This window comes from uncultured Pontibacter sp. (genome assembly GCF_947502515.1).
Lineage (GTDB): Bacteria > Bacteroidota > Bacteroidia > Cytophagales > Hymenobacteraceae > Pontibacter.
The window spans coordinates 324,814-346,873 of sequence record NZ_CANNAI010000003.1; the positions used below are offsets into that span (position 1 = coordinate 324,814).

The 22,060-nt window shown below is 51.5% G+C and carries 18 protein-coding genes; 13 read left to right on the plus strand and 5 right to left on the minus strand.

Translation table 11 applies throughout. The features are described 5' to 3' along the window. Positions 1-9: 9 nt before the first annotated feature. On the minus strand, positions 10-3,267 hold the full coding sequence (locus Q1A54_RS10530; RefSeq protein ID WP_299987488.1) for a TonB-dependent receptor: 3,258 nt from the start codon (positions 3,265-3,267) through the stop codon (positions 10-12). Positions 3,268-3,707: 440 nt separating this feature from the next. Here Q1A54_RS10530 and kduI point away from each other — a divergent pair, with 440 nt between their 5' ends. The 13 genes from kduI to xylE all read left to right on the plus strand — a co-directional run bounded on the left by kduI (position 3,708) and on the right by xylE (position 18,563). Then, positions 3,708-4,547, plus strand: coding sequence for a 5-dehydro-4-deoxy-D-glucuronate isomerase (kduI, locus tag Q1A54_RS10535; RefSeq protein ID WP_299987491.1), 840 nt, complete (start codon positions 3,708-3,710; stop codon positions 4,545-4,547). A 7-nt stretch (positions 4,548-4,554) separates the two neighbouring features. Next, positions 4,555-5,343, plus strand: coding sequence for a gluconate 5-dehydrogenase (locus Q1A54_RS10540; RefSeq protein ID WP_299987910.1), 789 nt, complete (start codon positions 4,555-4,557; stop codon positions 5,341-5,343). 36 nt (positions 5,344-5,379) lie between these two features. Further along, positions 5,380-6,405 carry a LacI family DNA-binding transcriptional regulator gene (locus Q1A54_RS10545; protein WP_299987494.1) on the plus strand — a complete coding sequence of 342 codons (1,026 nt, stop codon included), beginning with the start codon at positions 5,380-5,382 and terminating at the stop codon, positions 6,403-6,405. Positions 6,406-6,578: 173 nt separating this feature from the next. Next, entirely contained in the window at positions 6,579-8,006 is a 1,428-nt protein-coding gene (locus tag Q1A54_RS10550) for a tagaturonate reductase (protein WP_299987497.1), read from the plus strand. Between the two features lie 126 nt (positions 8,007-8,132). Further along, positions 8,133-9,566, plus strand: a complete 1,434-nt coding sequence (gene uxaC, locus Q1A54_RS10555; protein ID WP_299987499.1) for a glucuronate isomerase — start codon at positions 8,133-8,135, stop codon at positions 9,564-9,566. Positions 9,567-9,572: 6 nt separating this feature from the next. Further along, complete coding sequence (locus Q1A54_RS10560) at positions 9,573-10,592, plus strand: sugar kinase (RefSeq protein WP_299987502.1); 1,020 nt, start codon at positions 9,573-9,575, stop codon at positions 10,590-10,592. Then, entirely contained in the window at positions 10,582-11,247 is a 666-nt protein-coding gene (locus tag Q1A54_RS10565) for a bifunctional 4-hydroxy-2-oxoglutarate aldolase/2-dehydro-3-deoxy-phosphogluconate aldolase (protein ID WP_299987505.1), read from the plus strand. The genes Q1A54_RS10560 and Q1A54_RS10565 overlap by 11 nt, the downstream gene beginning before the upstream one ends. After that, positions 11,247-12,308, plus strand: coding sequence for a TRAP transporter substrate-binding protein (locus tag Q1A54_RS10570; RefSeq protein ID WP_299987913.1), 1,062 nt, complete (start codon positions 11,247-11,249; stop codon positions 12,306-12,308). The genes Q1A54_RS10565 and Q1A54_RS10570 overlap by 1 nt, the downstream gene beginning before the upstream one ends. Positions 12,309-12,320: 12 nt before the next feature. Next, positions 12,321-12,815 carry a TRAP transporter small permease gene (locus tag Q1A54_RS10575; RefSeq protein WP_196117296.1) on the plus strand — a complete coding sequence of 165 codons (495 nt, stop codon included), beginning with the start codon at positions 12,321-12,323 and terminating at the stop codon, positions 12,813-12,815. A 23-nt stretch (positions 12,816-12,838) separates the two neighbouring features. Then, the gene (locus Q1A54_RS10580) at positions 12,839-14,137 is read left to right on the plus strand and encodes a TRAP transporter large permease (protein ID WP_299987512.1); all 1,299 of its coding nucleotides are present in this window, start codon (positions 12,839-12,841) and stop codon (positions 14,135-14,137) included. 87 nt (positions 14,138-14,224) lie between these two features. Then, positions 14,225-15,709, plus strand: a complete 1,485-nt coding sequence (locus Q1A54_RS10585) for an FGGY family carbohydrate kinase (protein WP_299987515.1) — start codon at positions 14,225-14,227, stop codon at positions 15,707-15,709. A 33-nt stretch (positions 15,710-15,742) separates the two neighbouring features. After that, a complete protein-coding gene (gene xylA / locus Q1A54_RS10590; RefSeq protein WP_299987517.1) occupies positions 15,743-17,074 on the plus strand; it encodes a xylose isomerase in 1,332 nt (443 codons plus the stop codon). Positions 17,075-17,108: 34 nt separating this feature from the next. Further along, entirely contained in the window at positions 17,109-18,563 is a 1,455-nt protein-coding gene (xylE, locus tag Q1A54_RS10595; protein ID WP_299987520.1) for a D-xylose transporter XylE, read from the plus strand. Positions 18,564-18,756: 193 nt separating this feature from the next. Here xylE and Q1A54_RS10600 read toward each other — a convergent pair whose 3' ends face one another. The 4 genes from Q1A54_RS10600 to Q1A54_RS10615 all read right to left on the minus strand — a co-directional run bounded on the left by Q1A54_RS10600 (position 18,757) and on the right by Q1A54_RS10615 (position 21,966). Then, positions 18,757-19,779, minus strand: a complete 1,023-nt coding sequence (locus Q1A54_RS10600; RefSeq protein WP_299987523.1) for a rod shape-determining protein — start codon at positions 19,777-19,779, stop codon at positions 18,757-18,759. 49 nt (positions 19,780-19,828) lie between these two features. After that, positions 19,829-20,233, minus strand: coding sequence for a nucleoside diphosphate kinase regulator (gene rnk, locus Q1A54_RS10605; protein ID WP_196117282.1), 405 nt, complete (start codon positions 20,231-20,233; stop codon positions 19,829-19,831). Between the two features lie 12 nt (positions 20,234-20,245). Continuing rightward, the gene (locus Q1A54_RS10610; protein ID WP_299987528.1) at positions 20,246-20,386 is read right to left on the minus strand and encodes a hypothetical protein; all 141 of its coding nucleotides are present in this window, start codon (positions 20,384-20,386) and stop codon (positions 20,246-20,248) included. Positions 20,387-20,742: 356 nt separating this feature from the next. Further along, on the minus strand, positions 20,743-21,966 hold the full coding sequence (locus Q1A54_RS10615) for a porin (RefSeq protein WP_299987531.1): 1,224 nt from the start codon (positions 21,964-21,966) through the stop codon (positions 20,743-20,745). Positions 21,967-22,060: the final 94 nt, after the last annotated feature.

Here is a 22,060-nt window from a genome sequence, read left to right on the forward strand (position 1 = left end):
TTTAATATTCTAGAAAGTAACATTTACACCACCCAGTATAAAGCGGCTACGCGGATAAGCAGCGTAGTCTACACTCGGCGTAAGCGGGTTGCCGCGACGGGTGTTCGCCTCCGGGTCGTAGCCAGAGTAGCCCGTAATGGTGAGCAGGTTGTTCACAGTGCCATACACGCGGAACTTAGAGATGAACCCTGTGCGCTTCAACAGACTTTCAGGCAATGAATAACCCAGTGTCAGGTTGCTGATGCGCAGGAAAGAACCGTCTTCAATAGCGAATGAGTGCAGGAAGTACTGACCGCCAGCCGGCGTCCAGTATTTTGCGCCCTGGTTCATCTCGGCAAGTTGGTCTGGGTTTGTCACCAGCTGACCAGCGTCATCATACCACTGCCATCTGTCATTCATCAGGCTCAGCATGTTGTTGTCGCGGTACAGGTACTGGGTCGTGAACTCTACTTTGTTGGCATTGTACACCTTGTTGCCATAAGAGAAGTTCATAAAGATGCTCATGTCGAAGCCTTTGTAAGCAAACTGCTGGTTAAAGCCACCGATGAACTTTGGCTGGGCATTGCCTAGCACGGTTCTGTCTTCTGTCGTGATCAGCATGTTGCCATTGTCAGACAGTTTTTTCAGTTTCAGGTCACCTGGCTGCGGGGCTCTGTTGCCCAGCGCAACAGCACGGCTGTCCGGCACATTTTCTTTCAAGGTATAGGTCCAGGCTCCGGTCGCTTCGTTAAAGGTATGATTGAAGTCATCCAGGGTATAGTAACCGTCGGTAACGTAGCCATAGTACTGGCCAACTGGCTGGCCAACCTGCACAATAAAGTCCTGCAGGCTATTTACCCAGCCAGACTCTACGAGGTATGAGTTACGCGGCGTTCCGCTTGGGTCAAGGCCCAGACTCACAATCTTGTTTCTGTTGAAAGCGATGTTGAAGTTAGAAGACCAGGTAAAGTCCCTGGTGTCTACCACGATGCCGTTCAGCTGTACTTCCAGACCCTTGTTCTCTGTCTCACCGATGTTCTGGAACTGCCACTCGTAACCACTGGTCTGCGGAATGTTGGCGCGAAGCAACAGGTCTCTGGTGCTGTTCTTGTACAAGTCGATGGAGGCGCTGATGCGGTTGTTGAGCATAGAGAAGTCAAAGCCCAGGTTTCTGGACAATGTAGTCTCCCACTTCAGGTTTGAGTTAGCCAGGTCATTGGCAGCAAATCCAGGCGTGATCGCCTCGTTGAAGGCATACCCATCGTTACCGGATGCCACGAACATGGTTTTCCAAAGGTCCACTCCTACCCGGTTGTTACCTACTTCACCGATACTGGCTCTTATCTTCAGGTCAGACAGCCATTTCTGAGAAAAGGCCATGAAATTTTCCTCGCCAATGTGCCAGGCAACAGACGCTGATGGGAAATAACCTACTCTGTTCTCAGGTGAGAACAGCGAAGAAGCATCACGGCGAAGGTTGAATACAGCGCGGTACTTGTCGTTGAAGCTGTAGCTCAGACGACCAAAGTAAGAAAGAAGTCTTTCGGAGGACTCAGCAGTGGTGGGAGCGTCCTGAATAAGACCTGCCGGAGGGGTTGCTTTCTGTATACCTGCAAAGGCCTGCTCTGGCGTGATATCAACTGGCAACCACTTGGTAGTAATGTTGCGGTTAGAAGTTTCCCGCTGCCAGATCTCCTGTCCGATCAGGGCGTCAAACTTGTGCGCGTCTGCTACGGTGAAGTGATAGTTCAGCGTGTTGGAGTTTGTAATTGAAAGTGCCTCACCTGCCTGCAACTGCACCACTGGCATACCAGCGTTCTGACGCGCTATACCTGTTACCGGACCATTGAAGATGTTCACATCACGGTTGTTCGACGTGATACCGAACACGCTTCTGGCCGTCAGGTTTTTGATGATGTCAAAGCTCGCCCAGCCATTCAACAACAGGTCGTTACGATAATCATGCTTCAACTCCTGATTGGCCAGCAATACCGGGCTGGTCAGGTTGGTTTGATTCGCAAACTCCGGATCAAATTCGTCGATCACGTTTTCCTGGCCTGGGGCGACAAATGGTCTGAAACGAACTGAGTTTCTGAGTCTGTTCGTGCTTTGAGAACCTGTGCTGGAAGTGCCCACGCCATCAATTCGCTGGCGGCTGTAGCGGCTGTTCACCCCTACTTTCAGGCGGTCACTTATTTTGTGATCAAACTTAAAAGAGGCCAGTGTCCTCACGAAGCCCGAGTTCAGCATGATCCCATCTTCGTCGGTATGGTTCAGCGTTACATTAAAGGTAGTGGTTTTAGAGCCACCCGATACGCCTACAATGTGTGTCTGGCTATATGCGTCACGTCCGAATACTTCATCCTGCCAGTCAGTGAAAGGCATGTTACGGTAAATATCGATATCCTCGTAGCGACCATAGCGCGTCACGAAGTTATCGCGTGTTTCCTGGTTTGTGTTGAAGTTGTAGATCTGGTACTGGTACTTTACGAAATCATAAGGATTCATCACATCCAGCTTATTCACAATGCTGCGAACACCGGCAAAACCATTGTAAGTCACCTGCGTCGGCATTTCCACACCGCCCTTAGTTGTGATCAACACGACGCCGTTGGCACCTCGGGCACCGTAGATTGCGGTAGAAGCCGCATCTTTCAACACGTCAATTGTTTCGATCTCCTGAGGAGAAAGCACCGAAAGCGCATTCTCCATCTGGATACCGTCTACTATATATAAAGGAGAGTTGTCCTGCGTAATGGAACCACCGCCCCGCACCCTGATCTGGATCTCAGCACCGGGCTGTCCTTCAGAGGTGGTCACCTGCACACCTGCCAATCGACCGGCAAGCGCCTCAGCTGCCGTACTCACAGGTATATCGCTTAGCTGCTTGGCACCGACAGACGAAACAGAGCCCGTCAGTTCTTTGCGCGACACCTCCTGGTAACCAATCACCACCACTTCCTCCAGTGCTTTCGCGTCTGGCTGAAGCCTCACGTCTACTGTGCTGCGATTGCCTATCTGCACTTCCTGCGATTGGTAACCGATGAAGCGAAATACCAGCACACCGTCTCCACTCGGAGCAACCAGCTTGTAGCTACCTTCTACATCCGTAGGCGCTGCTACCGAAGTACCCTTCACGAGGACGGTCACCCCGGGCAACCCCTCCCCTTTCTCATCCACTACTTTGCCCGTAACATTAAAGCCTTGGGCAAACGCGCCGGCAAAGGCGGCGAAGACAAACGATACCGTGAGCAGGTATTTCATCTTCTTTAGTAAAACATGTTGCATAGGTATAGATTAGTTTGTTATAATAAGGACTATTTTTATTCTTCAGGTTTAAAACCTTGTGCATGTATTTTCACTTCGCAGCTGGCTGAACTTAAATTCCAGGAAGAGCAGCTTTATTGCACTACATCAACCTAAACTTCTGCCTTGCTTGCACAAACAATTTGCGCAACCGATTGCATTTTAATAACTCTCCTCAAAAAAAACAATAAAAAGTTCTTTTATTTTTCAAAAAATCATTTTTTGAAAACCTTGTTTAAACATTTTTAAAAATTACCTAATAATTAAGCCAATTCATTGACATTTTAAAACATCCCTTCTCAAATCTAATTCTCATCTCACTAACATATACAGCAGATATTTTTTCTAAATTATTTATTGTTGTGTAAAAAATTTCACTACTTTGCGCAAACGATTACGCAAATTGAGAGTATAAAATAGCCATGAGCATATCCTATACAGTAAGACACGCCACCCACCCAACCGACAGCCGGAACTATGACACAGCAAAGCTGCGCGAGCACTTCCTAATCGAAAAATTGTTTGAAGCGGATACTGTGCACGCCACCTATACCTTGCATGACAGATTGGTGGTGGGAGGCGCCCATCCAGTGGAGCAGCCTTTGAAGCTAGAGACCTTCCCTACGCTGCGTTCTGAGCACTTTCTGGACCGACGGGAGCTGGGCATTATCAATGTTGGAGCGGCAGGAAGTGTAACCGTGGATGGGGAGACCTACGAACTGGCACCAAAAGAGGCCCTTTATATAGGAAGAGGCGCCAAGGAAATTTACTTTAACACAAGTGAAAACGGGAAGGCCCTTTACTACTTTAACTCTGCCCCTGCACATCACGCCTACCCTACCCGCAAAGTGTCGCTGAGCGAAGCCGAGACAGTAGAGCTGGGCGCACTGGAGAATTCGAATCACCGCATCATCCGAAAAGTGCTTATAAACAGTGTGGTCGAAACCTGCCAGTTGCAGATGGGCATTACAGAGTTGCAGCCGGGCAGCGTGTGGAACACCATGCCGGCGCATACCCACGACCGGCGCATGGAGGCGTACTTCTACTTTGAGTTGCCGGAAGACCAGGCCGTGTGCCACTTCATGGGAGAGCCGGAAGAGACGCGCCACCTTTGGGTGAAGAACAACCAGGCTATCATTTCCCCACCGTGGTCTATCCACAGCGGCGCCGGCACCAGCAACTATACCTTTATATGGGGTATGGCCGGGGAGAACCTGGATTACAACGACATGGACAAAGTAGCACCCACTGAACTGAAGTAAGATGAGTATGAACGCACTGTTTGACCTGACTGGACAAGTTGCCCTGATTACCGGTGCCACCCATGGCTTAGGTATGGCCATGGCCACTGCACTAGGCAAAGCCGGTGCCACTCTGGTAATAAACGGCAACACACCCGCCAGGATGGAAGCCGCCCTGAAAAGCTATGCAGCAGATGGACTGAAAGCCTATGGCTACTTGTTTGACGTTACAAACGCAGAGCAGGTAAAGCAAAACATTGCACAAATAGAACAGGAAGTCGGCCCGATCAACATCCTGGTAAACAACGCGGGCATTATCAAGCGCATACCTGCGCTGGAGATGGACGAGGCTGATTTCCGGCAGGTGCTCGACGTAGACCTGACGGCCCCATTCATCGTTTCAAAGCAAGTGGCCAGGTATATGGTGGAGCGCCGCCAGGGCAAGATCATCAACATCTGCTCTATGATGAGCGAACTGGGTCGCGATACGGTTTCGGCCTATGCGGCTGCCAAAGGCGGCCTGAAGATGCTGACGCGCAACCTCGCCACCGAATGGGCCAGGTATAATATACAGGTGAACGGCATCGGTCCCGGCTACTTTGCGACAGAGCAGACAGCTCCAATTCGAGTGGACGGACATCCGTTCAATGACTTTATTGTGCGCCGCACACCAGCTGGTCGCTGGGGCGATCCAGAGGATTTAGGCGGAACGGCAGTTTTTCTGTCCAGTAGGGCAAGTGATTTTATAAATGGCCAGATTATTTATGTAGATGGTGGTATATTAGCAACCATCGGTAAACCGGCCAACGAACAGTAGGGCACCGTAATCCGGTAAAAGCTCTAAGAGACAGATATGTCAACAAAGACGAAAGTAACGATACATGATATTGCAGAGAAGCTGAACATCACGGCTTCTACGGTGTCGCGTGCGCTTAACGACAACCCACGCATTAGTGACGCCACCAAAAAGGCGGTACTGAAAGCCGCCAAGCAGCTGAACTATCAGCCGAACAATATTGCAGCGGCCCTGCGCCATGGCAAGAGCTACATCATTGGTGTGATCGTGCCAACGGCTGACCGCTTCTTCTTCGCCTCCGTGGTACGCGGCATCGAAGAAATTGCTAACAACCTGAATTACAAGGTGATCATCTGTCAATCGTATGACAACTACGAGAAGGAAGTACAGACGATTGAGGCCTTACTGAATGCACGGGTAGACGGCATCATAGCCTCCATTGGCAAGAACACCGAGAACTTCGACCACTTCAAAAAGGTGCAATCGAAAGGTATACCGCTGGTGCTGTTTGACCGCACCACCGACGAACTGGAGGTAAGCCAAGTGATGATTGATGACTACCTGGGCGCTTACAAAACAGTGGAACACCTGATCCAGCAGGGCTGCAGGCGCATTGCGCACTTCACCAGTCCGAAGAAGGTGAGCGTTTTTAAAGAGCGCCTTCGAGGGTACATGGATGCCCTGCGTGACTACGAGATACCCTATGACGAGCAATTGGTAATCAAAAGTGATTTGCAGCTGGAAGACGGCAGAGAGAGCATGAAAAAGTTACTCAAACTGAAGCAAAGCCCGGATGCGGTATTCTCAGCCAGTGACTATGCCGCTATGGGTGCTATGCAGGTGCTGAAGGAGCGTGGCATTCAGATTCCGCAGGAGGTGGCACTGGCCGGATTCAGTAACGAACCTTTTACCTCGTTCACCGATCCGCCGCTCACGACCGTAGATCAGCGCAGTATCAAGATGGGCAACATCACGGCGGAGCTCTTTTTTGAGCATTTCAAGGACGGGGAGAAAGGCATTGTGTCGCAGAAGACCGTGCTGAAACCTGAACTAATCATCCGGAAGTCGACGCTGCGCAAGTAGTTGAAGGCGCCGGAAGCCAGGCACAAGCCGCTGTAAAAGGCGGCTGTTTTTTAGAAGCAAAATACAATCGATTGCACAGTTTTCAAGAAAATACCGTGCTCTCAGGATTGACAGAAATATCAAATACAATTATAAAACAACAGGGGCTTACACCTATTCAAAACCAGATCATTATGAAGCAGCTCAACCGTCGTACAGCCAGTTTGCCGCAGCGGCACCCGGTGAAGGTATTGCAATTTGGCGAAGGTAATTTTCTTCGTGGTTTTGTAGACTGGATCATCGACTTGCTCAACGAGCGCACCAATTTCGATGGCCAGGTACAGATCGTACAGCCACTGGATAAAGGGATCGTGCATCTGCTCCAACATCAGGAGGGGCTGTACCATGTTTTGCTGGAAGGAATACAGGGTGGCGAAACGACCCGCGAGCTGCGCCTGATCAGCTGCATCGCGGATGCCACCAACCCATACGAGAACTACAAGGCATACCTGGCCCTTGCTGAAAACCCGGACCTGCAGTTTGTCATTTCCAACACCACAGAGGCAGGTATCGCTTTCGATGAAGCCGATACAGGTATGGAAACTTTGCCTAGCAGTTTTCCGGGTAAGCTGACGGCTTTGCTTTATCACCGTTTCCGTCATTTTGAAGGCGCAGCAGACAGAGGGCTATACCTGATTCCTTGTGAGCTCATCGAGAAAAACGGGGAGGCCCTGCGCGACTCTATACTAGCATACGCGAAGCACTGGAACCTTCCGGCCGACTTCGCCGCCTGGATCGAGCAGCACAATCATTTCTGCAACACGCTGGTAGACCGTATTGTGCCGGGCTTCCCGAAAGACAACATTCAGGAGATACAGCAGGAGATTGGCTACCACGACAACCTAGTTGTGAAGGCCGAACCATTCCACCTGTGGGTAATTGAGGCACCTGAAGCTGTGAGAGCTGCCTTCCCGGCTAACGAAGCAGGTTTGCAGGTGAAGTTCGTAGAAGACCTCACCCCTTACCGCACCCGCAAAGTACGCATCCTGAACGGAGCACATACCGCGCTTGTGCCAGTAGCCTACTTGCAGGGACTGCGCACCGTGCGCGACGCCATAGAAGACAAAAAGGCCGGTGATTTTATCCGCAGAGCCATCTTTGAAGAAATCATCCCGACACTTGACCTGCCGCAGGAGGAGCTGGAGCAGTTTGCCAACGATGTGATCGAGCGTTTCCAGAACCCGTTCATCCGCCACGAGCTGATCAGCATCGCCCTCAACTCGGTATCGAAGTACAAAGTGCGTGTGCTGCCGTCGGTACTGGAGTACTACCAGCGCAAAGGTCAGTTACCGAAACGATTGCTCCAATCGCTGGCAGCGCTTATCCTTTTCTACAAAGGCGAGTGGAACGGCGAAAGCATTCCGTTGAACGACACGCCAGAAGTGCTGGCTTTCTTTGAAAGGACCTGGCAGCAGGAATCTGCTGACGAAGTTGTAACTGCCGTGCTGAGCAACAAAGACTTCTGGGATACTGACCTGACCCTAATTCCAGGACTAGCAGACTTAGTAACAGCAGAACTGGAGGCCTTGCAACTAGCAGAGAAACAGGCAAACATAGCCTAGCAATGTCAGGTATAGCCCGGCTATACTTGACATTGCTAGGCTATGTTTCATTTTTCCTGAAGGCCTCTAAACCAGGCATCTAATTATACATTTGACTTTACCAGGCGCATTGCCTACACCATACCCATGCGAAACACAATTACGGACACTTACACCATTACCCCATTTCTGGACGAGAATTTCCTGTTGCAGACAGAGACGGCACGTAGGCTATACCATGAGCATGCCAAAGACATGCCCATCATTGACTACCACTGCCACCTGTCGCCGCAGGACATTGCCAACGACCGCAAGTTTAAAAACCTGACCCAGATCTGGCTGGAGGGTGACCATTACAAGTGGCGTGCCATGCGCACCAATGGGGTGCCGGAGCATTTCTGCACCGGTGATGCCGACGATTACGCCAAGTTTGAGAAGTGGGCCGAGACTGTGCCCTATACCATGCGCAATCCGCTTTATCACTGGACGCACATGGAGCTCAAGCGCCCTTTTGGAATCGACACCATCCTGAAGCCTGAGACAGCGCGTGATATCTACGACGCCTGCACCGACATGCTGCAAACTGACGAGTACAGCGTGCGTGGCATCCTCAAAAAGATGAACGTGGAGATCATCTGCACCACCGACGACCCGATCGACACGCTGGAGCACCACCAGAAGATAAAGGCTGACAACTTTGGCATACAGGTACTGCCGGCTTTTCGTGCCGACAAAGTATTGGCTATTGACGATGAAGCCGTGTTCCTGCCATACCTGCAGAAACTGGCTGAGGCGGCAGGTATAGCCATCGACAATTACCAAGGTCTGTTGGACGCCCTGCAGCAGCGCCACGACTTCTTCCACGAGAATGGCTGCCGCCTATCGGACCATGGTCTGGAGACGATCTACGCAGAAGCCTATACCGAACAGGAAGTAAAAGCTATTTTCGAAAAAGCGCTGCAGAAGCAGTCGATTACAAAAGAGGAAGTGCTCAAGTTCAAATCGGCCATGCTGATGCAGCTGGCCCTGATGGACCACGCTAAGAACTGGACACAGCAGTTCCACCTGGGTGCGCTACGCAACAACAACACCCGCATGATGCGTGAACTGGGCCCGGATACTGGCTTCGACTCGATCGGTGACTTTGACGTGGCGCGTCCACTGGCGAAGTTCATGGACAAGCTGGATAACTCCAACCAACTGGCTAAGACGATCCTGTACAACCTGAACCCAAGCCAGAACGAGTTATACGCGACCATGATTGGCAACTTCAACGACGGCAGCACGCCGGGCAAGATCCAGTACGGTTCGGCCTGGTGGTTCCTCGATCAGAAAGACGGTATGGAGCGCCAACTGAACGCCCTGAGTAACATGGGCCTGTTGAGCCGATTTGTAGGTATGCTCACTGACTCCAGAAGCTTCCTTTCTTACCCACGTCACGAGTATTTCAGAAGAATCCTGTGCAACATGATCGGCAACGATGTGGAGAATGGTGAGCTTCCTGCCAGCGAAATGGCTTGGTTAGGCCAAATGGTGGAGGATATCTGCTACAACAACGCAAAGTCATACTTTAACTTCTAATCAGGTATGGGCAAGGTACTTTCTTTTGGCGAGTTGCTCCTCCGGATATGCCCTGACGAAGGCGGACAGTGGCTGCAGGAAAACAAGCTCCCCTTTTACGTGGGCGGCGCTGAGGCCAATGTGGCAACAGCCCTGGCCCTATGGGGCGTTCCTTCTGCCTACCTGACCGCCCTGCCCGACAACTTTGTGGCTGAGCAGCTTGTTGGCTACCTCAACGGCAAACAGGTACAGACCGATAGCATCGTATACCTGGGCAACCGGGTTGGCCTGTATTACCTGCCCAAAGGAAAGGACCTGAAGAATGCCGGTGTGATCTATGACCGCGCCGGCTCTGCTTACGCAGAACTGAAGCCGGGCCTTATCGATTGGGACACAGTATTCCAGGGTGTTGACTGGTTTCATTTCAGCGCCATCTGCCCGGCTATTAACCAGTCGGTAGCTGATGTGTGCGAAGAGGCCCTGAAAGTAGCAGCGCAGAAGCACATCACTATTTCCCTGGACCTGAACTACCGCGCCAAGCTCTGGCAATACGGCAAAGATCCGGTGGAAATAATGCCCGCTCTGGCCCAATACTGCGATCTGATCATGGGCAATATCTGGGCGGCCAACAAAATGCTGGGTATATCTTTGGATGAAGAACTCATCGCTAACCTGAGCAAGGAGGCCCTGCAGGAACACGCAGAGGCAACATCTAAAGCCATTCTGGAGAAGTTTCCGAAGTGCCGCACGGTTGCCAATACATTCCGATTTGATTATCAGCAAGGTATTCGATATTTTACTACCCTGTTCGAAGCGGGCACACTGTATACCTCGCACGAATATCAGGTAGAGCAGATCCTGGACAAGGTGGGAAGTGGCGATTGTTTTATGGCAGGTCTGATCTATGGTTTCTACCACCAGCTCCCTCCTTCCGAAACGCTTGAGTTCGCTACAGCCGCCGCCTTCAAAAAACTGTTTATTCCGAGTGATGCCACAACCAGCACGGTTGCGGAGATCCAAGAAACGATTTCAGCTTATGCAAACTAAAGAGAGTGCCCTGCAAGCCATTCTGGACCAGGGTCTGCTGCCCCTGTTTTTCTATGAAAACCCCGAAGTGAGCCTGGAGGTTGTAAAGACCTTGTATCAGGCTGGCATCCGGACGCTGGAGTATACCAACAGAGGGCCGGCAGCACTGGAAAACTTTAAATACCTGAAGCAAGAGCTCGGCCAGGTATACCCTGACCTGCACCTGGGTATTGGCACTATTAAAACAACAGCAGAGGCACAGGCTTTCATTGAAGCAGGTGCTGACTATATTGTTTGCCCCATCGTGAACCCGGCAGTGGGTGATCTGACACACGAAGCAGGATTGCTGTGGATACCGGGCTGCTTTACGCCGACAGAGATTCACACAGCTCAGCAACATCAGGCGGCGCTCATCAAGATCTTCCCAGCCAATGTGCTGGGGCCAGGCTATGTGTCGTCCATCAAAGAGCTCTTTGCCGGACAGCTGTTTATGCCGACTGGCGGTGTGGAGATCGACAGGGAAAACATCAGCACCTGGTTTAAATCAGGAGTTTGTGCAGTAGGTATGGGCTCGAAGATGATCAGCAAGGACATCCTTGAAAACAGAGACTACACCAAACTGGATGAACTGACGAGAAAGGCAATCGAAATCGTGAAAGCAGTCAGGAGGAAATGATGAAACAGTTGTATCTATACCTTCTCTCCCGCTTCGCTTACAGGTATAAGCGTTTCGCATATTGTGCTCCTCTCCTAGCCATACTGCTTATTGTCAACTCCTGCCAGAAAATAAGCAAAACCACCGAAGTCAAACTAGCCCATACCCTTGAGGTAACACACCCGGTACACAAAGCCATGGTGTATATGGCCGAACGGGTAAAAGAGAAATCAGGCGGCAAGATGACGATCGACATCTACCCGAGCTCCCAACTGGGCAGTGAACGTGAAAGCATCGAACTCCTGCAGATCGGCAGCATCGGCATGACCAAGGTGTCGGCCGCTGTCATGGAGAGCTTTTCGCCTAACTTCAAAGCATTGAGCCTCCCTTATGTCTTCCGGGACAAAGCGCACTATTATGATGTGCTGGACGGCGGTATTGGCGACGATCTACTGAAAGAAGGCGAGAAATACTGGTTGCGGGGCCTTTGCTTCTACGACGCCGGCAGCCGCAGTTTTTACAGCACCAAAAAACCAATAGACTCCCCAGCCGACCTGCGCGGCATGACCATCCGGGTACAGGCTAGTAACACCGCCTTCGGCATGATCAAAAGCTTTGGTGGTGCCGCTTCGCCCGTATCGTGGGGAGAACTTTACACAGCCCTGCAGCAAGGCGTGGTAGACGGTGCGGAGAACAATCCGCCGAGCTTTTACCTGTCGCGCCACTACGAAGTAAGCAAATACTACTCCTTGAACGAGCACACCATGATCCCGGACATTTTGCTGATCAGCACGGTAGTATGGGATAGCCTGACGCCACAGGAACAGCAGTGGCTGCAGGAGGCGGCCGACGAATCGGCCCAGGTACAGCGTGAACTTTGGGAAGAAGCTGAAATAGAAGCCCTGAAGGCAATAAGAGACGCCGGCGTAACGGTGAGCACACCAGATAAGGCTCCTTTTGCCAAGCTGGTAGAGCCTATGTACGAGAGCTTCAAAAATGAGCCGGAGGTATACAGCCTGATCCAGCGCATCCGCCAGACGGGCAACCAAAAAGAGGCTATTGTAACTGCAACAAAACCTTAAAAACCAGAACCTATGAAAATCAGGGAAAAAGTTGATAAAGCCTTATTCTGGTCACTCGTGGTGCTAATGGGTCTGATGGTGCTGAACGTATTGTGGCAGGTGGCGTCCAGGTACTTGTTCAAGTCTCCTAGTTCCTTCACCGACGAGCTTGCCCGCTTCATTCTGATCTGGGTCGGTCTGTTGGGAGCCAGCTATGTAACAGGCAAAAAAATGCACCTGGCCATCGATATTCTGCCGTCTAAAATGCATGGCCGAAAAGCCCGGAACCTGAGCATCTTCACGAATGTGGTAGTTGCCCTGTTCTCTTTCCTGGTGCTGGTATGGGGCGGTATTAAACTGGTCTATATTACCCTTAAACTGGAGCAGACATCCGCAGCGCTCAATATTCCCCTTGGCTATGTGTACACGGTGCTGCCTTTGAGTGGACTGCTGATTGTGTATTACAGCCTGGTGAACCTGCGCCTGCAGGGTGAAGAGCCGGAAGAAATTGGAAAAGAGTTGGCTTAGCAACATATTTATAACAGGAGCTTATGGAATTTCTTGAGATCATCGTACTGATTGTCAGCTTTATTTTCCTACTGATCATCGGTGTACCCATTGCCTTTTCCATTGGTATCTCTGCCCTGCTCACCATGCTGGTTAGCATTGCACCGGTACCTGCCTTCACCACGCTGGCACAGCGCCTGGCTACCGGCCTCGACAGCTTTGCTCTCCTGGCTATACCTTTCTTTATCCTGGCTGGTCAGTTGATGAACCGGGGAGGTATCGCTACCCGCCTCATCGACTTTGCAAAAAGTCTGGTGGGCACCTTACCCGGCGGACTCGCCTACGTGAACATTGTGGCGAACATGCTGTTTGGCGCTATTTCAGGGTCTGCTGTAGCGGCGGCTTCGGCTATTGGTGGTATCATGAACCCACGCATGGTCAAAGAGGGTTACTCCCGCCCATTCAGTGCTGCAGTAAACATCACATCAGCCACCACCGGCATGATCATTCCTCCGAGCAATATCCTGATCGTGTACTCACTGGCAAGTGGGGGTGTGTCCATTGCCGCACTTTTTGTGGCGGGTTATGTACCAGGCATTCTGCTAGGCCTGTCGCTTGTAGGCGTGGCCGGGTTTATGGCTTATAAAAACAAATACCCGGTAGGCGATCGCATTCCGCTTAGCGTGGTTTTCAAAAAGCTGATCGATGCGCTTCCTAGCTTGTTTCTGCTCTTTATTGTGATTGGTGGTATCATAGCGGGGGTTTTCACAGCTACAGAAGCCTCGGCCATTGCGGTGCTTTACACGGTTGTGCTGTCGATGGTAGTCTACCGTGAAGTAAAAGTAGCTGATCTGCCGGACATCCTGATCACAACAGTGATCACGACAGCTATTGTCATGCTACTGATCGGTACTTCGATGGGCATGTCTTGGGTGATGTCGTTTGAGAACATTCCGCAGGCAGTGAGTGAGGCGCTGCTTTCCATCAGCGATAACAAGATCATCATCCTGATCATCATTAACCTGATCCTACTGTTCGTGGGGATTTTCATGGACATGACACCGGCTGTACTCATCTTCACGCCGATCTTTCTGCCAGTCGTAACAGCCCTGGGCGTTCATCCGGTACACTTCGGCATTCTGATGGTGTTCAACCTCTGCATCGGCCTTTGCACGCCGCCGGTTGGTTCGGTGCTCTTTGTGGGCTGCGGTGTGGCTAATATCAGTATCAGCAAAGTAATCAAACCGCTGGTGCCGCTCTTCGTAGCCATGTTGGTAGCCCTGCTGCTGGTCACCTATGTGCCGGCCCTTAGCCTCTGGCTGCCGGAGGTATTCGGACTGTAATCAGCAGCCATAAAAGTTGGCTCCGTTACGCCGCACCAGGTAGCTATACCGTACACCTGTTGATCACCTTTAAGCTGTTTAAAACATATGCTTCTATTAGGTATAGACGTAGGTACTTCTTCGATCAAAGTCTCGGTGGTAGATGCCCAGACGCAGGATTGTCTGGCTTCGGCCCAGCACCCGGAGGAAGAGTCAGATATCCTGGCCCCACAAGCGGGCTGGGCAGAGCAGGCACCGGAGATGTGGTGGGAACACGCCAAGGCCGCTATTCGGAAAGTGAACGCGACGGGCAGGTATAATCCGAGGGATATCGGCGCCATAGGTATAGCCTACCAGATGCATGGATTGGTAGTGGTGAACAAAGAGCAGCAAGCTCTTCGTAACGCCATCATCTGGTGCGACAGCCGCGCCGTGGAGATCGGCAACCAAGCTTTCAAAACGATCGGTGAAGAACGAAGCCTGTCACGACTGCTCAACTCCCCCGGCAACTTCACAGCCTCAAAGCTGGCCTGGGTCAAAGCAAACGAACCCGAACTATACGACAACATCGACAAGATCATGCTGCCCGGCGACTACGTGGCCATGAAACTGACCGGCAACATCACCACCAGCGTATCAGCCTTGTCGGAGGGTGTCTTCTGGGATTTTCAGGAGAACGAACTCTCCAGCGATGTACTTGGCTACTACAAATTCGACAAGCATCTTATACCTGTTATCAACCCGGTTTTCTCAGAACACGGCACGGTCACAAAAGCCGTTGCCGACGAACTTGGCCTCAAAGCAGGTATACCAGTTACCTATAAATCAGGAGACCAACCCAACAATGCCCTTTCGCTGAACGTGCTGCAGCCCGGCGAGGTAGCCGCTACGGCTGGAACATCTGGCGTGATCTACGGTGTGAGCGACAAGCTGCTTTACGATCCGCAGTCCCGGGTGAACACTTTTGCGCACGTGAACTATGCCGACTCAGATAAAAGGCTGGGCATGCTGCTCTGCATCAACGGCACTGGCAGCCTGAACCGCTGGATGAAGAACATAGCCGGGCCAGGTATAAGCTATGCCGACATGAACCAGATGGCCGCTGCTATACCTATCGGCAGCAATGGCCTGCGGGTGATCCCTTTCGGAAACGGAGCCGAGCGCATGCTCAACAACAAGATCGTGGGCACCCATTTCCACCACATTGACCTTAACCTTCACACTAAGGCGCATATGTTCCGGGCGGTGCAGGAGGGCATTGCTTTCGCCTTCCGCTACGGACTGGACATTATGCGCGAAAGCGGCATGAATCCCAGCATCATCCGGGCGGGCCAGGCCAACCTCTTCCTGAGCGAGTGCTTCACGGAGGCTTTTGTGAACGCTACCCACGTCCCTGTCGAGCTATACCTGAACGACGGCAGCATAGGCGCTGCGCTGGGTGCCGGCATTGGGGTGAAAGCCTTCACCTCCGAGAAAGAAGCTTTTACAAACAGCAAAAGGTTGCGGGTGGTGGAGCCCAAAGCCATTGATCTGTACGAGCCGGCCTACCAGGAATGGAAAACATTACTCGAAAAACACCTGAATGACGCATAAACTAAATCGCAAACAAGCTAATCCCTATACCTTATGGCAAACACGACACTAACCCAATCAGAATATTTCAAAGGTATAAGCGCCATCAAATTTGAAGGACTCGAGTCTGACAATCCGTTGGCCTACCGCTGGTACGACGAGAACCGTGTAGTGGCCGGCAAAACGCTGAAAGACCACCTGCGCTTTGCCGTGGCCTACTGGCACTCCTTTAATGCCGATGGTTCAGATCCTTTTGGCGGGCCGACCCTGAAGTATGGCTGGAACAAGAAGGAGGACGTTATTGAAAGAGCGAAAGGCAAAATGGATGCGGCTTTTGAGTTCATCACCAAACTCGGCCTGCCCTACTACTGCTTCCATGACGTGGACTTAGTAGACTATGGCAACGACATTCGGGAAAACGAGCGCAGATTGCAGGCAATTGTGGAATACGCCAGGCAAAAGCAGCAAGAGACCGGTGTCAAGCTGCTTTGGGGCACGGCCAATGTCTTTTCGCATAGCCGCTACATGAACGGCGCCGCCACCAACCCGGACTTCCATGTGACAGCCCATGCGGGTGCTCAGGTTAAAGCTGCCCTGGATGCGACGATTGCACTGGGTGGTGAAAACTACGTGTTCTGGGGAGGCCGTGAAGGTTATATGACGCTGCTCAACACAGACATGAAGCGGGAGCAGGAGCACTTTGCCAGGTTTCTGCACATGGCCCGGGACTACGCCCGCAAGCAGGGTTTCAAGGGCACATTCTTCATTGAGCCAAAACCAATGGAACCGACCAAGCACCAGTATGACTACGACGCCGCCACTGTTATTAGCTTCCTGCGTCAGTACGACCTGCTAGACGACTTCAAGCTTAACATCGAAGTGAACCATGCAACGCTGGCCGGCCATACCTTCCAGCATGAGCTGCAGGTGGCAGCTGATGCCGGACTGCTCGGCTCCATCGACGCCAACCGCGGCGACTACCAGAACGGTTGGGACACCGACCAGTTCCCCAACAACGTCAACGAGCTGACAGAGGCCATGCTGGTGTTCCTGGAAGCAGGCGGCGTGCAGGGCGGCGGCATCAACTTCGACGCTAAGATCCGCAGAAACTCCACCGACCCGGCTGACTTATTCTACGCCCACATCGGCGGTGCCGACACCTTTGCCCGCGCCCTTATTACGGCTGACAACATCCTGCAAAACTCCGATTACAAAAAGCTGCGCCAGGAACGTTACGCCTCATTCGACAGTGGCAAGGGCAAGGATTTTGAGCAGGGTAAGCTGACTCTGGAAGAGTTACGCGACTATGCGATCGTGCATGGGGAGCCAGAAGTAAGAAGCGGCCGTCAGGAGTACTTGGAGAACCTGATCAACCGCTTCATCTAAGCAGTAGCATCTTCCACCCTAACCCTGCTTCACCATGACGGAAAACACAAAGGATTATAGTGCCAGCAACCTCCCTTACATTGCAGGCATTACCCTGATCGCCACACTCGGCGGTCTGCTATTTGGGTATGACACGGCCGTGATCTCGGGTGCCGAGAAATCGGTACAGGCCTACCTGATCGAAGGCCTTGGGCTGAGTACCTGGGTGCATGGGGCTACTATTTCCAGCGCTCTGATCGGCTGCGTAATAGGAGGAGCGATCTCCGGTTTGCTGGCCTCAGGTATAGGCCGCAAGAAAACCCTGCTGGTAGCCGCTTTCCTGTTTTTCATTTCGGCCCTTGGCTCAGCCTATCCGGAGTTTCTGTTCTTTGAGCAGGGTGAACCGACCATGGGACTGCTCTACCTGTTCAACTTTTACCGTGTATTGGGTGGCATTGGTGTAGGTCTTGCCTCTGCTGTGAGCCCGGTGTACATTGGTGAGATTGCACCTGCACACCTCCGGGGCCGCCTGGTGTCGCTCAACCAGTTTGCCATTATCTTTGGGATGCTGGTGGTTTACTTTGTCAACTGGGGTATCGCCAGCGGCCAATCCATCGAGTGGATAAACGAAGTGGGCTGGCGCAGGATGTTTTTATCGGAGGCTATACCTGCCGGACTGTTTGCGTTGCTGCTGTTCTTCGTCCCTGAAACGCCACGCTACCTGAGCATGGTGGGCCGGGATGAGGAGGCACTGAAAGTCCTGACGAAAGTCAACGGCCCGTCAGTGGCCAGGCAAATTTTGGCTGACATTAAAAATACAGTGGAGCACCACTCCGGCAAGCTTCTCTCCTATGGCCGCATTGTTATCGTGATCGGCATTTTGCTTTCAGTTTTCCAGCAGTTTGTAGGTATAAACGTGGCCCTCTACTATGCACCCCGCATTTTTGAGAGCATGGGTGCCGGCAAAGACGCTTCTATGCTCCAAACCGTGGTGATGGGTGTGATCAATGTTCTATTCACGGTGCTGGCCATTCTTACAGTGGACAAATGGGGTAGAAAGCCGCTGCTGATGATCGGCTCGGTAGGTATGGCCATCGGCATGTTCGCCATCGCCGGACTCTCCTACTTCGAGATTATCGGGATCAGCACACTGGTGTTTATCATCATCTACACAGCCTCATTTATGATGTCCTGGGGGCCGATCTGCTGGGTGCTGATCTCCGAGATTTTCCCGAATAAAATTCGGGGCAAAGCCGTGGCAGTAGCCGTGGCGGCACAGTGGGCGGCGAACTACTTCATCTCCTCTACTTACCCATCCATGATGGAGTTCAGCGGCGCCTTCACCTACGGTTTTTATGGCGTGATGAGTGTGCTCTCGCTGTTGTTTGTCTGGAAGATGGTGCCGGAGACCAAGAACAAGTCGCTGGAGGAAATGCAGGCGCTGTGGACCGGAGAGGCAGCCTCAGTCCAACACAAGGCACCTGCTATGGCAGCAAAAGCCAAGGTATAGCAATCCGTGCCAACGATCAGAATAAATTTAAAGATTATTTCATAATGAAGCTATTCGGGCAGTGGCTATAGACTTATACATTCCGGTAATTTCTTATAAAAAGAGCCCCGCCAGTTTATTTCCAGCGGGGCTCTTTGTAATGCTGCTATATGACCTGCCAGGGCATACCCTGTTGCACTAATTTGCCACTAACTCAGCGCATCAAAAACTGGAAGCGGTCGATATTTCGCATCGCAGTGCCCGTGCCCCGCACCACAGCGCGGAGAGGGTCTTCCACCACGTGGGTCGGCAGTTTCGTTCGGGCAGATATCCGCTTGTCCAGACCGCGCAGCAAAGCACCGCCACCGGTCAGGTAGATGCCCGTCTGGTGTATGTCTGCGGAGAGCTCTGGTGGCGTCATCTCCAATGTCTTCATCACCGCTTCTTCAATTTTAGAAAGTGAGCGATCCAGAAAAAAAGCGACGTCCGTATAGGAAACGTGTATCTGTTTCGGCAGACCTGTGAGCAGGTCACGGCCTTTGATGGCCACATCAGCCGGTGGATCCTGCAGTTCAGGCAGGGCAGCCCCTACTTCCAGCTTGATTCGTTCGGCGGTAGACTGCCCGATCAACAGGTTGTGGTGTTTGCGCATGTAGTGCACAATATCGGCGTTAAAGCTTTCGCCCGCTACCTTCAGGGATTGGTCGCAGACAATGCCGCTCAGGGCAATCACGGCGATTTCGGTGGTGCCTCCTCCAATGTCCACAATCATGTGCCCGTTCGGTTCCTCTACATCCAGTCCGATGCCAATGGCCGCAGCAATTGGTTCATGCACCAGATATAGCTCCCTTGCCCCAGAAATAACGGCCGAGTCGCGTATTGCGCGTTTCTCTACCTCGGTTATACCGGAGGGCACACAAACCACCATCCGGAACGAAGCGCCCATTTTCCTTTTCCCTCCGTTAATGAGCTGCAGCATACCCTTCATCATGTGCTCTGCGGCATGAAAGTCAGCGATCACACCATCCTTCATCGGCCGCACAATACGGATGTCCTCGTGCGCCTTTCCCTCCATCTGCATCGCCTTACGGCCAATGGCCAGCACTTTACCTGATGAGCGGCTGTAGGCTACAATGGCAGGCTCGTCCACCACCACCTTGTCGCCCTGCATCACCAGAAAATTGGCTGTGCCCAGATCGATGGCAATATCCTCTCTGAAAAAATCTAAAAAACCCATTCTCTATGGTAAAAATATTCTCCTACAAAAGACCAATCCGGCCAGTAAATTAAAGGGCCAGATCGCCTGCTGCTTCGGGTTGATACAAAATCTCCAGCACCTCGTACACCACCGTGCCTTTAGGTCCCGGCCGCTCCACCTTGTCACCCACTTTGCAGCCCAGAATGGCCGTACCCACTGGTGCCAGTACTGAGATTTTGAAATTCGGCAAGTCAGCGTCCTTGGGGTATACCACAGTCAGCTCCATCTCGGCACCGCTTTTCAGTTCCTTCAGCTTCACCAGCGAGTTCATGGTCACCACATTCTCCGGAATCTCCTCGGAGGCTACCACTTTCGCTCGCTTCAGTTCCCTGCTGAGGGCCTCTACGGAATGGGCACCGCTTACCTGGCGCTGCACCTGTACCAGGTTGTGCAGGCGTTGTAAATCCTTTTCTGTTACATAAATCGGGTTCATATCATTGGTATTTTAAAGCTTTGAAAAATCTTGCAGGTATAGCGCCTTGCCATGCCCCAAAGGCAGGCGCAAAACCTCCAGCGCATGCAGCACGGAGGTTTTAAAAAAAGTAAACACACAAAAACTCCCTTGCTTGCGGCTATTGCGCTGCATAAAGGTGTTTTGCGAAACGGTAAATGCTAGAATATTGAACAGGGATAACCTGTAGCAAGGTATGGTGGCTTGCGCCCGGGGCCGGAGGTTTCCGGCTTACTTAATGAAGGCCTTAGGGGCTGTATAAAAGAAAAGACAATAGCCATTCAGCACATCACTTTGAGATACGTGATGCGATGCCGCAACAAAGCCTGTAAGCGGCTCTGAAAAGAGATGAATTTTTCTGTTAGGTGGCAGCACAGTTCTGATAGTATTCTTTCAAAGTAACGGATAAAGCCCCATAAAAGCAAGGAAACAACCACTTTAACGGCTATACTTGCCCTTACAGCCGCTACAGTTACTGCACAATGCCTTAGCTAAAGGGCATTCACAAAGTAAAGCACACCGACCGAGAACAAGTGTAGCTTCTGATTCGGGTTACTTACCCCTACTACATTATTATACCGTGACGTGTTGTAGTAATAGTAACTAAACAACCGCATTTCCTGGCTGGCAACAGGCTTGTATTCCAGGCCTGCCAAAAGGCCGGTATGCTCTCTGAAATTGTCTCCGATCTCGCTGTCTTTTCGGTGGCTGGCCGTTTCGTAAAAGCCTTTGGCAGTTATAAACCACTTGGGTATAAACTCATAATCTACGCGAAGCACGGCTGTTTTGTAATTGATGTCTTGCAGAAAAACCGGAGTAAATCCCGGAGTAGGAGCCATAAATGTATTGACCGCCGGCGACCCAATGTTAGGATAGTCTACGGACATGTTGGTGCTCTGCAAGTCGAGGTAAGCTTTAAACCTGTCGAGCACAACCTGGTTGCCGATGGATACGGCATGATCTGTCTTACCCCTGGCGAACTGCGAAATATTATAACTGTAGAAAGTCTGCCATTTTTCATCCAATAAATTACCCAGCCACGCTACGTACAAGCCAAAAGGTGTTTTTGACGGCCTTAGTCCGTCTGTGTTGTAGCCTGTCGCATTGTAGACCGTGTTGAAATTATTGTTAGAGGTATTGTGCAGTTGCAACTGGAAGGTATGGTTTTCAGTGACATCATAACCGAGTTTCATGGCGAGTAAAAACAGGTTCAGCTGCCTGTTCACGTATTCGGTATATTGGTATTCAAAAGTGGGGTTCTTGTCAAATTCCCAACTCCCCACACTCGCGGATTGCTTTCCGGCTGTCAAATGCCATTTCTTCGCGGTGCCAAACCGATAGGTGACATTCGCGTGATCTAATGAGCCCGGAGCATTGTCTAAACTGTTCGGAGCAGCGCTTCTGTTAAGCCGATACCGTACGCGAAAACTCAGATCCGGCGTGATATCTCCCCGCAGCTCCATCCGTGCTTCGTTCAAATTAACAGATGCCTGATTGGAAGCACCACTCGGGAAATCGACTGAGCTTCGAAGCAGAAAATTCACATCTATCCTTTCGCTCAAACCCGATAAGCTGTCATCTGAGAGTCCTTGAATTGAAGGCGTTTTATTGGTGCTTGTGCTATCCGTGCTACTCTTCTCGAGGCCAGTATTCTGAGCAAGTACAGTCTGAATTGCAAATAGTTGGGCGATAAAAGAAAGGAAATATTTGTTCATTGATATGATTTTTGATAGACGTTTTTGAAAGCCGTGTTAATGCCCTGTCCCGTAGCAGTAAAGTTGCAGTCCGCCACTATTTCTGAGTAGCGTA

Excerpts from the sequence above, each read along its gene's own strand:
- Q1A54_RS10530 (WP_299987488.1), bottom strand. The coding sequence starts at position 3,267 with ATGCAACATGTTTTACTAAAGAAGATGAAATACCTGCTCACGGTATCG.
- kduI (WP_299987491.1), top strand. The coding sequence starts at position 3,708 with ATGAGCATATCCTATACAGTAAGACACGCCACCCACCCAACCGACAGC.
- Q1A54_RS10540 (WP_299987910.1), top strand. The coding sequence starts at position 4,555 with ATGAACGCACTGTTTGACCTGACTGGACAAGTTGCCCTGATTACCGGT.
- Q1A54_RS10545 (WP_299987494.1), top strand. The coding sequence starts at position 5,380 with ATGTCAACAAAGACGAAAGTAACGATACATGATATTGCAGAGAAGCTG.
- Q1A54_RS10550 (WP_299987497.1), top strand. The coding sequence starts at position 6,579 with ATGAAGCAGCTCAACCGTCGTACAGCCAGTTTGCCGCAGCGGCACCCG.
- uxaC (WP_299987499.1), top strand. The coding sequence starts at position 8,133 with ATGCGAAACACAATTACGGACACTTACACCATTACCCCATTTCTGGAC.
- Q1A54_RS10560 (WP_299987502.1), top strand. The coding sequence starts at position 9,573 with ATGGGCAAGGTACTTTCTTTTGGCGAGTTGCTCCTCCGGATATGCCCT.
- Q1A54_RS10565 (WP_299987505.1), top strand. The coding sequence starts at position 10,582 with ATGCAAACTAAAGAGAGTGCCCTGCAAGCCATTCTGGACCAGGGTCTG.
- Q1A54_RS10570 (WP_299987913.1), top strand. The coding sequence starts at position 11,247 with ATGAAACAGTTGTATCTATACCTTCTCTCCCGCTTCGCTTACAGGTAT.
- Q1A54_RS10575 (WP_196117296.1), top strand. The coding sequence starts at position 12,321 with ATGAAAATCAGGGAAAAAGTTGATAAAGCCTTATTCTGGTCACTCGTG.
- Q1A54_RS10580 (WP_299987512.1), top strand. The coding sequence starts at position 12,839 with ATGGAATTTCTTGAGATCATCGTACTGATTGTCAGCTTTATTTTCCTA.
- Q1A54_RS10585 (WP_299987515.1), top strand. The coding sequence starts at position 14,225 with ATGCTTCTATTAGGTATAGACGTAGGTACTTCTTCGATCAAAGTCTCG.
- xylA (WP_299987517.1), top strand. The coding sequence starts at position 15,743 with ATGGCAAACACGACACTAACCCAATCAGAATATTTCAAAGGTATAAGC.
- xylE (WP_299987520.1), top strand. The coding sequence starts at position 17,109 with ATGACGGAAAACACAAAGGATTATAGTGCCAGCAACCTCCCTTACATT.
- Q1A54_RS10600 (WP_299987523.1), bottom strand. The coding sequence starts at position 19,779 with ATGGGTTTTTTAGATTTTTTCAGAGAGGATATTGCCATCGATCTGGGC.
- rnk (WP_196117282.1), bottom strand. The coding sequence starts at position 20,233 with ATGAACCCGATTTATGTAACAGAAAAGGATTTACAACGCCTGCACAAC.
- Q1A54_RS10610 (WP_299987528.1), bottom strand. The coding sequence starts at position 20,386 with ATGCAGCGCAATAGCCGCAAGCAAGGGAGTTTTTGTGTGTTTACTTTT.
- Q1A54_RS10615 (WP_299987531.1), bottom strand. The coding sequence starts at position 21,966 with ATGAACAAATATTTCCTTTCTTTTATCGCCCAACTATTTGCAATTCAG.